Consider the following 12,916-nt stretch of genomic DNA (forward strand, 5'->3'; position numbering starts at 1 on the left):
TGGCGCGTGGTGCAGAGGAGGGACTTGTGGGGCCGTACGCAGTGACGTTCAGGCCAGGCGTCCCAGTCGGCCCTCGGTGACGTCGGCGACGAAGGAGGTCCAGGAACCCGGCGCGAAGGTCAGGGACGGACCGTCCTGAACCTTCGAGTCGCGGACCGCGATGGCCTCCACGACCGGGGACTTGACCTCGACGCAAGCGCCGTTACCACCGGAGTAGGAAGACTTGATCCAGTTGTCCGTGGCGCCCTGACGAATAGCCATGTTTCTCTCCGGTTCAGCGAGTTGTGCCAGTGAGGTGTCGGCCATTTCGCTTCCCTGGCCGACGTGATCGACGCTACCGGCACCTCTCGACAGGTGAAGGGGTCATTCACCCGACCGAGTGGCATATTCCATTCAGGACTTCTGTGGCCGGGGAGCGACGGTGTACCGTACCGGCCCCCCTTCGCCACCTGCCCTGTTTCCTCCCTTTTTACCTCGTTCTGTGCTCCTCCTTGCCGTTGCCCGCGTACTCGCCGATGATCTGGTCGATGAACTGCCGCGTCTGCTCCACGTTGAGGGCCTGCGCGCGCAGGTGCTCGTACATCACGCTGTACTTCTGGACGTCGTTGGCCTTCTCCAGGTACAGGTCGCTCGTCACGCCCTCGATGTAGACCACCGTCGAGTCGGACGCGTCCGGGAACTCCAGGATCGCGTACTGGCCGTTCACGCCCGGGTGGGCGCCCATCGAGAACGGCATCACCTGCACGGTGATGTAGGGCTGTTCGGACTGCTCTATCAAGTATTCGAGCTGCTTGATCATCAGCTGCGGGTCGCCCACGTGCCGGCGCAGCGCGGCCTCGTCGATGACCGCCCACAGGCGCAACGGGCCGACTTCCGGATTGTTGTTGTCCGTCTCGGAGAGCCGTTTCTGCCGGTGCATGCGCACTTGGACGCGCTTCTCGACATCGGCCGGAGCGGTCTCGGGCAGCGCGCCGCGGATCAGGGCCTGGGCGTACTCCGGGGTCTGGAGCAGGCCGGGCACCATCTGGGGTTCGTAGGTGCGCAGGCTGGCGGCATCGGTCTCCAGACCGATGTACACGCTGTACGGGATGTCGCCGAAGGCGTGCCACCAGCCCTGCTGGCGGGAGTCCTTGGCCATCTGCATGAGGGAGTCGACGAGCCGGCGGTCCTCGACCTCGTACACGTCGCACAGGTCGCGGACGTCGCGCTGGCTGATCGAACGGCGGCCGTTCTCCAGCCTGCTGATCTTCGACTGGGAGACGAGCAGACGTTCGGCGACCTGCTCGGCCGTCATGCCCTTGTCCTCGCGGAGCTTGCGCAACTCCATGCCCAGTCGGCGGCGTCGGACGGTGGGATTGACATTGGACGCCACTTGAACGGCACCTCCGCCTTCTTCTGGTTCTGTCTCTCTGCGTGTCTGATGGTGAGCAGACTGCCACCGAAGGGCGGGGCGGCGCCGGAGAACGGCCCGGAAAACGCAGACGCGCGGGACGGCGGGGCCGGCGGACCGGCCCCGCCGTCCCGCGCGCTGGCGGCTCCCGAACCGGGTCATCGGGGACGCCGGTTGCGGCGATGGCGGTTCGGTGGAGCGGTGGATCGGATGGAGCGGTGGATCGGGTGGATCAGTGCGCGGCCACACCGGCGCGTGCCATCGCGCCCGTCCGGCGCGCCTGCATCGGTACGCCGTTCGCCGTGGCCCGGGCGGCCGGCGGGGCCGCCGGTGCGCGGTCGCGGCGCGGCTGCGCCGCCACGCCGTTCTGGACGTCCATGACGGCGTGCGCCACGAGACCGCCCATCGGGTCGTGCCGGATCAGGTCCCGCAGCCGGGATCTGGACGACCGCCCCTCGTTGCCGGGGTACAGGTGCTTGCCGAGTCCGACCGCGTGGGCCAGTGCGGCGAGCGCCGCGGTCCGCGGGTCCGGCGGTACGCCGGTGCGGATCGCACTGTCGAGCCGGGCACGGATCTCCCGGCTGATCGCCGTGTCGGTCGCCTGGTAGCGAGTCGTCGGCAGCACTCCGCACATCTGGCCCGCGACGGCATGGACCATGCCGCAGCGCTCCAGATGAGCGAGGTAAATCTGGCGGAGCCCCAGCCGGGGTCCACCGATCCAGTGGACGGCCCGTACCGGGCTGCCGCGCCTGCGCAGCAGTTCCAGTGCGGAGTCCAGAGTCGGATCTCCTGTCGGCCGTGGCATCACCACGGCGATACGATCCCCGTCAGGGGCTATCCGTCCTGCCAGAGCCAGCTCTACTAGCTGTGCCCCGGCCAGGCCGAGGTCGAGCGACTGCGGCTGCGCCGTGGTACCCGTGGTCGGGTCCAAAGCGAGCAGCAGAAGCTCCTCCGGAATTGTTCTGCGGCTCCTGCCCATCCATGCCTCCCCGCGTGGATGAGTGACAGGGTGACGCCTCTCACATTCATCTGTCGAGAGCGCCTGGTCGCTTTGTGGGGGAACCCGCAACTATGTCGTTCTCGTCTAGCGCGGGGGCGATGCTCCCTAGACGGGACACTGTTAGACATTCGGACAGCCGGACGTGGTGGCGATCGAGGAGGAACTGGTGGCGGGCGAGTCCCCCGACAAGTCGGTTGATGAAGGAGCGTCGGGGGCGGCGATGTCGTCCGCGGAGCGTGACCCGAGGCTGTCGGTGTTCCGGCCGCGGGACCCGGAACCGGGTGCCGGTGGCGAGAACCGTGACCCGCTGCGCGACGCGGTGGCGGCGTGGGTGGCCACGACCGAGGACGAGACCGAGTCCTCCGGTCGGGTGGACTCCGATGCCGATGCCGATGCCGATGCCGATGCCGACGCGGATGCGGATGTCGGCGCCCACGCGGATGCGGATGCGGGCGCCGACGCGGATGCGGCCCCGCCGGCCCCTGCCTCGACGCCGGACCGCCCCTCGACCCCGGCCGGGGGCGACCGCACCGTGGCCTTCCGCGCCCCGTCGCCCACGCGGACCGAGCCGGAGCCCGCCCCGGCCCCGGCCGAGGCCGCTGCGAAGGCCCCGGCTCCGGCCCCCGAGGAGGCCGGGACGTCCGCCGCGGAGCCCGCCGCCCCGGCTCCGGCCCCCTCGGCGGCCGAGGCGTCGACCCGCGGTGAGGGCGGTACCGACTCCGCGGCCGAGGGGCCGGCGCACGACAGCGAGCGCACCGCGGTCTTCCGCGCCGTGCGGCCGGACGGTGGTACGGATGCCCCGGCGTCCGCCGCCGGGAAGCCGGGCGGAGGCGAGCGGAGCCCCGCAGCGGGTTCCGGTGCCGGTTCCGGTGCCGCACGTACGGATTCCGCTTCGGCCTCCGGCGCGGACCGGCCGGAGGCTGTCGACGCGTCGGCCGGGCCTTCGTCGGACGACAGTGGGCGCACCGCCGTGTTCCGCGCCGTGAGGCAGGATTCCCCGGCCCGAGGTACGGGTTCCGCTTCGGAAGCGGACGGGACGGCCGTGAAGCCGGCTCCGGCGTCCGCCCGGGGTGGTGCGGACTCCGCCACCAAGGGTTTCGGTGCTTCCGACGCTCCGGCCCGGAGGCCGGGTTCGGCTCCGGCGGACCGGAACGCAGATTCCGCTTCGGCCTCCGGTGCCGGTAAGCCGGCCGCCGGCGGCGCCTCGGCGGACGACAGCGAGCGCACCGCCGTGTTCCGTGCGGTCAGGCCCGGCTCCGCCCCCGTGCAGGGCGGCTCGGTCGGCGGGGCCAAGGGCTCCGCTTCGGCTGCCGCCGACGCCCCGGCAGCGAAGCCGGGTTCGGGTTCGGCGGAGGACAGCGAGCGCACCGCCGTCTTCCGGGCCCCGAAGGTGGACTCCGGGTCCGCCACCGCGGGCAAGGGCGCCGACGAGGCGGCCGACAGCGAACGCACCGCGGTGTTCCGGGCCGTCAAGCCGGACACCAAGGCCCCGGCCAAGGCTCCCGCCAAGGACCCGGCCCCCGCCAAGGACCCGGCCCCGGGCAAGGGCCCGGCCTCCGCCAAGGACTCGGCCCCGGAGAAGCCCGCGGCCTCCCGGCCGGTGCCGCCGAAGGCGGTCGGCGGGGAGCGGGCCAGTACGTTCGTGCCGCTGCGCAAGGACGACGGCCCCGCTCCGAAGCCCGCTTCGGCGTCCGCCCCCGCGGCGGCGGCTCCGGCCGCCCCGGCTCCGGCCGCCCCGGCCCGGACCGCGCCCGCACCCGCGCCCACCCCCGTACCCGAGCGGTCCGAGCGGACCACGCAGCAGCCGCTGCCGCCCAAGCCGCCGCTCGACATGCTCGCGGACCTCACCAACAACCCGCCCCCGCCGCCGAGCCCGATGCGCACGGCGATCCGGCGGTTCAAGATCTACGCCCCACTCGTCGTCCTCCTCGCGATCGTCCTGGCCGTCGTCCAGCTCGTGCGCCCCATGCCCGAGCCGAAGCTCACGATGACCGCGAAGTCCTCGTACACCTTCGACGGCGGCAACCCGGTCCTGCCCTGGCCGAAGGAGGGCCAGGCCTACATGGCCGCCGCCGGCCTCGGCACGGTCGGCAGCTTCGGCGAGCAGAAGCCGGTCGCCATCGGCAGCGTCGCCAAGACGATGACGGCGTACGTGATCCTGAAGGACCACCCCCTCAAGAAGGGGGAGAAGGGTCCCATGATCGACATCGACCAGACGGCGGTCGACGACGGGGCCAAGAGCTCCGAGGGCGAGTCCACGGTCGGCACGCTCAAGGCGGGCGACAAGATCTCGGAGTACGACGCCCTCGCCGCGATCATGATCCCGTCGGCCAACAACGTCGCGCGGCTGCTCGCGCGCTGGGACGCCGGCGGCGACCAGGAGGCGTTCGTCAAGAAGATGAACGAGGCCGCCAAGGAACTCGGCATGGCCAACACCACGTACACGGACCCCTCGGGCCTGGACGCGACGACGGTCAGCACCGCCGAGGACCAGGTCAAGCTCGGGCTCAAGGTCGTGGAGATGCCGGAGCTGGTCGCGATCACCAAGCTGCCGGAATGGACCGACCAGTACGGCAAGAAGTGGCGCAACTACAACACCCTCATCCCGGGCAACGGCGCGCTCGGCATCAAGACCGGCTCCACCACCAAGGCCGGCGGCAACCTCCTCTTCGCCGCCGAGAAGCAGGTCGGCAAGACCAGGCAGCTGATCGTCGGAGCGGTGCTCGGCCAGTACGGCGTCCCGATCCTCGACACGGCGATCGCGGCCAGCAAGCAGGTCATGCTGGCCACGCAGAAGATGCTGGTGAACGCGCCCGTCGTGAAGAAGGGCGACGTGGTCGGGTACGTGGACGACGGTCTCGGCGGCCACACCCCGGTCATCGCGACCGCGGACGTGGAGGCGGTCGGCTGGCCGTCGCTCACCGTCGACGTCAAGCTCGGCGCGGGGGACGGCAAGCTGCCGCAGACCGCCAAGGCGGGTACCGAGATCGGCGTCCTGACCGTCGGCGACGGGGCCAGCCAGGTGAAGGTGCCGGTGGCGCTGCAGAGCGACCTCGCCGCGCCGGGGATCGGCAGCAAACTGACCCGTGTCGGCTGATCGCCCCCGCGATACCGCGTGAATCCGGCGCCCCGGGCAACCCCGGGGCGCCGCCGCGCGTCTAGCGACCCGGGAACGGCGTGCAGAAGTTCGATCGATGCTCCGGTGAACCCGGGGAGTCCGGGGAATCCGGGGAGTAGTGCAGTGACCACCGCTGAGCAGCAGAGCCAGGGAGACCGGGACGTACCGGAAGCCGCCGGCGGAGGCGACGTGCCCGAGGCCGCACCCGGCGGCATAGGGGCCGCCGCCCGGGCTGCTGCCACGCCCGTCCTGGCCGTCACCCCGGCTCCGGTCGTCACCCCGGCTCCGGTCGCCACGCCGGCTCCGGCCCTCACGCCCACCGCACCCGCTGCGGCACCCGCCACCGCCACCGCGGGCTCCCGCGCCCCCGGCCTGCTGCGCCGCCACCCCGTGCTCGTCGCCACCGCCGTGGCCGCCCTGCTGCACGTCATCTGGTTCTTCAGCTTCGCCAACAGCGGCGGCGACCTGGCCGCCCAGGACGCGTGGGCCGAGTTCGTCGGCCGCCATCCGGACTCGGCGTACAACCTCGCCTGGTACGGCGGCATGCACCCCGTCTCGTACAGCGTGGTGTCCCCGTACGTGATGCACATGATCGGCGTGCGGACCACGATGATGGTCGCCGGCACGGTCTCGGCCGGGCTGCTGGCGCTGATCCTGACCCGCAGCCGCGCCACCGTCCGCGAGCCGCTGTGGCCGGCCCTGGCCGGGGTGTACGGCCTGCTGTGCAACGCCCTGTCCGGCCGGGTCACCTTCGGGCTCGGCGCGATGTTCGCGCTGGGCGCGGTCGCCGCCGTCTTCTGCTGGCCCCGCAGATGGGCGGAGCGGCGCTGGGCCAAGGCGGCCGTGGCGGCCCCGCTGGCCGGGCTCGCGACCGCCTCCAGCCCGGTCGCCGGGCTCTTCCTCGGGGTGATCGCGGCCGCGCTGTTCCTGAGCGGGCGGCGCCCGGGGGCGTACGCGCTGGGCCTCGCCCCGGTGGCGGTCGTCGGGCTGTCGGCCTGGCTGTTCCCGTTCTCCGGGACGCAGCCGATGAAGCTGGGCTCGGCGGCGCCGCCGTTCGTGTTCGGGCTGGCGATCCTGTTCCTCGTACCGAAGCGGTGGAAGACGGTCCGGATCGCCTCCGCCGTGTACTCCTTCGGGGTGCTGCTGACCTGGGCTATCGACTCGCAGGTCGGCTCGAACGTCACCCGGATGGTCATGCTGTTCGGCGGTGCCGTGCTGCTCGCGGCCCTCCCGTACGCGGTCCCGCGCAGCCGGCGCTGGTACGGGTTGCTGTTCGCGTTCGTCGGCATCAACGTCTGGATCACCGCCAACAGCATCACGGACATCGTCCGCACCACCCCGGTGGCCGCCTGGAACCGGGAGCTGGCCCCGCTGGTCGACCAGCTGAAGAAGGTCGACGCCGAGCGCGGCCGGGTCGAGGTGGTCCCCGCGAGCAGCCACCGCGAGTCCTCCGCCTTCCCCGCGTACGTGAACCTCGCGCGCGGCTGGAACCGGCAGGCCGACCTGGAACGGAACCCGCTCTTCTACGACGACACCCTCACGGCCGCGAGCTACCGCGAGTGGCTGGACCGCTGGGCCGTGCACTACGTGGTGCTGCCCGCCGACAAACCCGATTCGGGCGGTGAGGACGAGGCGAAGCTGGTGCGCGAGGGGCTCCCGTACCTGGAGCAGGTGTGGGGCGACCGGAACTGGCAGCTGTTCAAGGTCGACGGGCCTACGGACCTGGTGTCCGGGCCGGCCACGGTGGTGCGGGCGGGCGCGGACCAGCTGGTCGTGGACGTGAAGGCGGCCGGGCGGGTGCTCGTACGCATCCCGCACTCGCCGTGGCTGGGGCTGGTGGACGGGGCGGGCAAGCCGGTGCCGCCGCCGCAGGAGACCTTCGCGTCGAAGGCGCGCGGCGGGGGCGGGGGCGGCGGCTCGGGCACGCTGCCGAAGGAGTACGCGAACACGGCGGGCTGCCTGTTCAAGGCGGCTCCGGACCCGGCGGGTGATGTCTGGACGGAGCTGCTGGCGCCGGGGCCGGGGGTGTACCGGGTCGCGGCGAAGTACCAGCTGCCGCGCGGGACGCCCTGTCCGGAGGAGCTGACGCGGTGGCTGTCGGGGCCGCTGGAGCGCCCGGCTCCGCCGCGCCCTTGATCGGGAGTTTTTACGGTCGGTCCGGGTGCGTTGCTCCGCATATCTGCATACGATCCCAATAGTCCGATTGGGTGCTTCCCGAGGGAGTTGACGACGGGATGAGCAAAGAGCAGCAGAGGCAGGATTTCCGCGAGGCCTTCCAGGCCCAGGAGCCGGATCGGCCGCCGCGTCCGGCGGGCCACGGGTTCGACGGGCTGGTGCGGAGCAAGGTCAAGGGCGGAGCGCACACGAAGGCGTCCCTGAAGCGGGCCGGGGCGCCCCAGGGCGACCGCATCGGTGAACGCAGCAGAGGCCTGAGCTGATCCCAGGACCCAGGACGCACGCGTCTCACGTCCCAGCCCTCCCGGTTTCGGCCGGGAGGGCTTTCGTACGGCTTCCACCTGGGACTTCGGTCCTTCACGGGGCTGCGCCCGAGCGTCCGGACAATCGTTACATTGCCGACGGATTACCAGAACATGACCCCCGTAATGTCGGTTCCGTCGCCGGCCCGCCCACGCCGCCCCACCGCGCCCCGGCCGTCGGGCCTCCGCCCGGCGGCCCTTCCCTGCACGGAGAACGCCATGCCCCCCAGCACCCTCATGCCCCGTACGCGCCGGGCGATCATGACGACGACCCTGACGCTCTCCGTCACGGGCGCCCTGGCCGCCTGCGGCGCCGGAGGCACGAAGCTCCCGCCCGACCCCGAGGTCGGCAACGCGTCGGCGGCAGCCCCCGCCGCCCACACCTCGACCGCCCTGCCCCCGTCGAAGCCCACCGGAATGAAGATCGACGCGGCGGGCGTGGACGCGAAGAAGATGGTCGACCTCAAGGTGGACGCCACCGGCGAACTCGGCGTTCCCGACGCCGACACGGAGGCGAACAGCCCCGGTTGGTGGACCGGGGGTGCGACCCCGGGCGAGAAGGGCGTCTCCGTCCTCGTCGCCCACTTCGACACCAAGCACGGCCCGGCGCTGATGAAGGACGTCAAGAAGATCAAGCTCGGCGACCTGATCGAAGTACCGCGCGAGGACGGCAGGACGGCCACGTTCGAGATCCGCGAGATCGAGGACGTCAACAAGAAGGACTTCCCGACCGACAAGGTCTACGGCGAGACCCGGCGCCCCGAACTCCGCCTCCTCACCTGCGGCGGCGAGATCAAGGACGGCCACCGCACCAACAACGTCATCTTCTACGCGGACCTGGTCGCCTGACCCACCGCACGCAAAAGGGCACTTACCGACTTCGGTAAGTGCCCTTCGGGCTGTGCCCTCGGCAGGATTCGAACCTGCGACACCGGCTTTAGGAGAGCCGTGCTCTATCCCCTGAGCTACGAAGGCGCGACCGAGCGCTGACAGCCTAGCCGATCAGGCCGGTCGAGGTCGCCTCGATTCCCGTGCACCCGCGCCGGGCTCGTCTGAGGCCGCGTGCGGCTCGGCCGCCGCGCGATGAACGAGGTCGGCGCCGGCCCGCAGGGCGACACCGGCCGGCAGTACACCGGCGCTCAGTGGCGTGTTGCCGGGCGGGCGGAGGCCGGGGCGCGCCGTCGCCGAGGGGAATTCCGGACGATTCGGTTTGAGGTTCCGTGCGCCGGTCCATGGGACTCCCATGGAATTCCTTCGTCCCGCCGGCTGGGAGGAGGCGCTCGCGGCCAAGGCGGAGCACCCCACCGCCGTGCCCATCGCCGGCGGCACCGACGTGATGGTCGAGATCAACTTCGACCACCGCCGGCCGGAGTACCTCATGGACCTGAACCGCATCGGGGCGCTGCGGGAATGGGAGACCGGCGAGGACGTCGTACGGCTCGGCGCCTCCGTCCCGTACACGCAGATCATGGAGCACCTGCGGGCGCAGCTCCCGGGCCTGGCCCTCGCCTCGCACACCGTGGCCTCCCCGCAGATCCGCAACCGCGGCAGCGTCGGCGGCAACCTCGGGACCGCCTCCCCGGCCGGTGACGCCCACCCGGCGCTGCTCGCCGCCGGGGCGCAGGTCGAGGTGGAGTCCGTACGGGGCTCCCGGCTGATCCCGATCGACGCCTTCTACACCGGGGTCAAGCGCAACGCCCTGGCCCCCGACGAGCTGATCAAGGCCGTGCACGTCTCCGTGGCCGACGGGCCCCAGCAGTTCTCCAAGGTCGGCACCCGCAACGCCATGGTCATCGCCGTCTGCGCCTTCGGCCTGGCCCTGCACCCGCGCACGCGGAGCGTCCGTACGGGCATCGGCTCGGCCGCGCCCACGCCGGTCCGGGCCGAGACGGCCGAGGAGTTCCTGGCCGCCGCGCTGGACGAGGGCGGGTTCTGGGAGTCCCGTACGGCCATCACCCCGTCCATCGCCAAGCAGTTCGGGGATCTCGCCGCCGCGGCCTGCAATCCGATCGACGACGTGCGCGGCACCGCGAAGTACCGCCGGCACGCCGTGGGCGTCCTGGCCCGCCGTCAGCTCCTGTGGACCTGGGAGGAGTACTGCGGCCGCCCGGCCGCGTGACCGCGTGCCCCGGCCCGGCGGTCCGCCTCAGACGCCCATCGGGGTGTGCAGCTCCACGACGACCTCCACCTCGACGGGCGCGTCCAGCGGCAGCACCGCCACCCCCACCGCGCTGCGCACATGGATGCCGGCGTCGCCGAAAGCGGTGCCGAACAGCTCGCTCGCCCCGTTGACCACGCCGGGCTGGCCGGTGAACCGCGGATCGCTGGCGACGAACCCGACCACCTTGACCACCCGCTTCACGGCGGACAGGTCCCCGGCCACCGAGGCGATCGCGGCGAGCGCGTTCAGCGCGCACTGTCGGGCCAGCCCCTTGGCCTGCTCCTCGGTCACCTCGGCCCCGACCTTGCCGGTCAGCGGCAGCGCGCCGTCGACCATCGGGAGCTGGCCGGAGGTGTACACGTGGTGCCCGTTGACCAGGGCCGGCACGTACGCGCCCAGCGGGGCGAGGGTCTTCGGGAGGGTGAACCCGGCCGCTGCGAGCCGCTCTTCGGGGGTGCCGGTCGTCATCCTGCGTCTCCTCGGTGTCGTGCCGGTGTCTCAGGGGCGGGTGATGCGGACCTGGAAGCTGCCGTTGCGCAGTTCGCCCACCACCGAGACGCTGATGCCGGTCTGTTCGTCGGTGAAGGTCTCGCCCGGCCGGAACGGCGCGTCCGACAGCTCCCCGTGCACGTTGGGGCGCCGGGTGCAGCCACCGCTGCCGACCGCGCTGTCCGAGACGGTGACGGGCCCGCGCCCGGTGTCCACCTGGGAGTCCACCTTGTAGATCAGTACGCCGGGCTTGCAGACGGCCTCGTCGTTCCCGGCCTGGGTGCGCACCTCCACCGCGTACCCGGCGGTGTCCGACAGCGGGACGAAGGCCAGCTTGGTGCCGCCCTGCACCCCCAGCGGGGTCAGGGTGTGGTCGCTGACGCCGGATTTCGCGGCGCAGCTGATCTGCGAGCTGTCCAGCCAGCCCAGCTTCCACTTGTGCCAGCCCAGCAGGTCGTTGTTGGCTCCCCAGTCCTCGCTCATGATGTCCCAGTGCCCGACCGTGCCCCCGCCGTCGGCGGTGTAGAGGTCGGGCAGCCCGAAGACGTGCCCGTTCTCGTGGGGGAGCACCCGGTAGCCGGTCTCCCGGTAGGTGCCCGAGCCGTCGTCCTGGCGGCTGTAGACGAAGGACGTGTTGGCGAGGGGTACGCCGTCGGCCATCGGCGCCTCGGCGTTCCCCGAGAAGGTCACCGAGAGCACGGTGTCCAGGGCGGACGGTCCGGCGTTGGGCGTGACCAGGATGTTGACCAGGTCGTAGCGGCTGAAGTCCACCTCCGCGTCGGCGGCCTTCACGATGTGCTCGACGAGCTGCCGGTAGCCCGGCTCGTACGTGGATCCGCGCCCGATCCCGTACGCGGCGAACGGCATCGGCATCCGCAGCCAGGTCCTTATCGGGGCCTCGGCCCGGTACGTGAGCCGCCCGTACGAGCTGGTGCGGAACCAGTCGGAGGTCTGGGGGAAGAACTCCGCCATGCGGTCCAGCGCCGTGCCCTCGCCCTTGGCGTCCGGGAAGTCGATCATCAGGTTCAGCGCGCGGACCTCGCCGGTCGAGCGGGAGTACCCCGGCGGGGTCGGCAGCCCCTCGGACATCTGGACGCCCATCGCGCCGGTGATCCGGCAGGGTGCCAGCGCCGACTCGGCGCTCGTGGCCACGGGCCCGGCCGCGGAGTGGCCTCGGCTGGATATCCCGGTGCTCGCGGTGGCGGTGATCCCGAGGGCCAGCACGGTGAGGCCGATGTACGCGCCGGCGCGGCGTGGTGCGCGTATCCGGTGGCGGGTCTGCGGCATGGAGATCGCCTTCGGGTCCGCGGCAGCCGGCCGGGCCCGGACTGCGCTCTGTGCGATCACCCTCCGTCGGCCGCGGCGCGCCCGCGCGTCGGGTACGTCCGAACGGGAACCCGAATGTGACCCAGGTCACACAAGAGAGTGAAATAACCGGGGACGCAATCCCCGTTTGTACGGGAGTCCCGCAAAGCGGGGACCGGCTCCCCGTTTGGGAGCGGGTACGAGACCCAAGGCCCAGGGAGGCCCCGCATGAAGCGCCCCACCACCTCGGCGGCGGCCCCGTCCGCCCCGGAGGCGGCCGTGGACCTGCCGGCGGATCCGTCCGCGGAGTCCACCCCGGTCCCGCGGCCGCGCGCGGACGCCGTCCGCAACCGCGAGCGGATCCTGGCGGCGGCGCGCGAGGTACTGGTGGAGCAGGGCTCGGCGGCGCCGTTCGACGAGATCGCCCGCCGGGCGGGCGTCGGCAACGCGACCCTCTACCGGCACTTCCCCGACCGTGCGGCCCTGGTCCACCACGTCGTGCTCTTCGTCATGGACCGGGTCACGGTCCAGGCCGAGGACGCGCTCGCGCAGGAGGCCGACGCCTTCGCGGCGCTGTGCCGCTTCACGCACGCCGCCGCGGACGAGCGGATCGGCGCCCTGTGCCCCATGCTCGCCGGGGACTTCGACGGCGAGCACCCCGAACTCATCGCGGCCCGCGAGGCCTTGGCGGAGGCCGTCGAGACCCTCGTGACCGCGGGTCAGGAAGCCGGGCTGGTCCGGACGGACATCGGCGTGGGCGACCTGATGGTCGCCCTCTCCCAGCTCAGCCGGCCCCTTCCGGGCATCTCGTGCATGGCGGTCGACGGGTTCGTCCACCGTCATCTCCAGCTGTTCCTGGACGGGTTGCGTGCGCCCGCCCGCTCCGAACTGCCGGGTGAGGCGGCCACCCTCGAAGACCTCCGGCAGAAAACCATGTGACGCCGCCGGGTCGCGCCCGCTAGCGTCGTAAACCCGC

11 protein-coding genes and 1 tRNA gene are annotated in these 12,916 nt (G+C 72.0%); 6 read left to right on the plus strand and 6 right to left on the minus strand.

The window, feature by feature from the left end; all coding sequences use genetic code 11:
* Positions 1 to 48: 48 nt before the first annotated feature.
* From CP980_RS19490 to CP980_RS19500, 3 genes are all read right to left on the minus strand, one after another.
* A complete protein-coding gene (locus CP980_RS19490) occupies positions 49 to 261 on the minus strand; it encodes a DUF397 domain-containing protein (protein ID WP_048474551.1) in 213 nt (70 codons plus the stop codon).
* Between the two features lie 208 nt (positions 262 to 469).
* Positions 470 to 1,372, minus strand: coding sequence for a helix-turn-helix domain-containing protein (locus tag CP980_RS19495; protein WP_132757533.1), 903 nt, complete (start codon positions 1,370 to 1,372; stop codon positions 470 to 472).
* Positions 1,373 to 1,622: 250 nt separating this feature from the next.
* Positions 1,623 to 2,369: a GOLPH3/VPS74 family protein gene (locus CP980_RS19500; protein ID WP_030156705.1), complete on the minus strand. Its 747-nt coding sequence runs from the start codon at positions 2,367 to 2,369 to the stop codon at positions 1,623 to 1,625.
* Positions 2,370 to 2,532: 163 nt separating this feature from the next.
* Here CP980_RS19500 and CP980_RS36390 point away from each other — a divergent pair, with 163 nt between their 5' ends.
* From CP980_RS36390 to CP980_RS19520, 4 genes are all read left to right on the plus strand, one after another.
* Entirely contained in the window at positions 2,533 to 5,487 is a 2,955-nt protein-coding gene (locus CP980_RS36390; protein WP_268257443.1) for a D-alanyl-D-alanine carboxypeptidase family protein, read from the plus strand.
* Between the two features lie 144 nt (positions 5,488 to 5,631).
* Positions 5,632 to 7,644 carry an MFS transporter gene (locus CP980_RS19510; RefSeq protein ID WP_373312945.1) on the plus strand — a complete coding sequence of 671 codons (2,013 nt, stop codon included), beginning with the start codon at positions 5,632 to 5,634 and terminating at the stop codon, positions 7,642 to 7,644.
* Between the two features lie 98 nt (positions 7,645 to 7,742).
* Positions 7,743 to 7,946 carry a hypothetical protein gene (locus CP980_RS19515; RefSeq protein WP_229907236.1) on the plus strand — a complete coding sequence of 68 codons (204 nt, stop codon included), beginning with the start codon at positions 7,743 to 7,745 and terminating at the stop codon, positions 7,944 to 7,946.
* A gap of 258 nt (positions 7,947 to 8,204) precedes the next feature.
* Positions 8,205 to 8,834 carry a sortase domain-containing protein gene (locus tag CP980_RS19520; RefSeq protein WP_229907237.1) on the plus strand — a complete coding sequence of 210 codons (630 nt, stop codon included), beginning with the start codon at positions 8,205 to 8,207 and terminating at the stop codon, positions 8,832 to 8,834.
* A 53-nt stretch (positions 8,835 to 8,887) separates the two neighbouring features.
* Here the strand turns inward: CP980_RS19520 and CP980_RS19525 are convergent.
* A tRNA-Arg gene (locus tag CP980_RS19525) sits at positions 8,888 to 8,960 on the minus strand.
* A gap of 268 nt (positions 8,961 to 9,228) precedes the next feature.
* Between CP980_RS19525 and CP980_RS19530 the strand changes: the two genes are divergently transcribed.
* Positions 9,229 to 10,104: an FAD binding domain-containing protein gene (locus tag CP980_RS19530; RefSeq protein ID WP_150528715.1), complete on the plus strand. Its 876-nt coding sequence runs from the start codon at positions 9,229 to 9,231 to the stop codon at positions 10,102 to 10,104.
* A gap of 27 nt (positions 10,105 to 10,131) precedes the next feature.
* Here CP980_RS19530 and CP980_RS19535 read toward each other — a convergent pair whose 3' ends face one another.
* A complete protein-coding gene (locus CP980_RS19535; RefSeq protein WP_150528716.1) occupies positions 10,132 to 10,614 on the minus strand; it encodes a RidA family protein in 483 nt (160 codons plus the stop codon).
* 30 nt (positions 10,615 to 10,644) lie between these two features.
* Positions 10,645 to 11,922: a M6 family metalloprotease domain-containing protein gene (locus CP980_RS19540; RefSeq protein ID WP_132757527.1), complete on the minus strand. Its 1,278-nt coding sequence runs from the start codon at positions 11,920 to 11,922 to the stop codon at positions 10,645 to 10,647.
* Between the two features lie 246 nt (positions 11,923 to 12,168).
* Here CP980_RS19540 and CP980_RS19545 point away from each other — a divergent pair, with 246 nt between their 5' ends.
* Positions 12,169 to 12,879 (plus strand): TetR/AcrR family transcriptional regulator, encoded by a 711-nt coding sequence (locus CP980_RS19545; protein ID WP_132757525.1) that lies wholly within the window; start codon positions 12,169 to 12,171, stop codon positions 12,877 to 12,879.
* Positions 12,880 to 12,916: the final 37 nt, after the last annotated feature.

Source organism: Streptomyces vinaceus (assembly GCF_008704935.1).
Taxonomy (GTDB): Bacteria; Actinomycetota; Actinomycetes; order Streptomycetales; family Streptomycetaceae; genus Streptomyces; species Streptomyces vinaceus.

Coding starts and splice junctions, on each gene's coding strand:
- CP980_RS19490 (WP_048474551.1), bottom strand. CDS start 261: ATGGCTATTCGTCAGGGCGCCACGGACAACTGGATCAAGTCTTCCTAC.
- CP980_RS19500 (WP_030156705.1), bottom strand. CDS start 2,369: ATGGGCAGGAGCCGCAGAACAATTCCGGAGGAGCTTCTGCTGCTCGCT.
- CP980_RS19515 (WP_229907236.1), top strand. CDS start 7,743: ATGAGCAAAGAGCAGCAGAGGCAGGATTTCCGCGAGGCCTTCCAGGCC.
- CP980_RS19520 (WP_229907237.1), top strand. CDS start 8,205: ATGCCCCCCAGCACCCTCATGCCCCGTACGCGCCGGGCGATCATGACG.
- CP980_RS19530 (WP_150528715.1), top strand. CDS start 9,229: ATGGAATTCCTTCGTCCCGCCGGCTGGGAGGAGGCGCTCGCGGCCAAG.
- CP980_RS19535 (WP_150528716.1), bottom strand. CDS start 10,614: ATGACGACCGGCACCCCCGAAGAGCGGCTCGCAGCGGCCGGGTTCACC.
- CP980_RS19540 (WP_132757527.1), bottom strand. CDS start 11,922: ATGCCGCAGACCCGCCACCGGATACGCGCACCACGCCGCGCCGGCGCG.
- CP980_RS19545 (WP_132757525.1), top strand. CDS start 12,169: ATGAAGCGCCCCACCACCTCGGCGGCGGCCCCGTCCGCCCCGGAGGCG.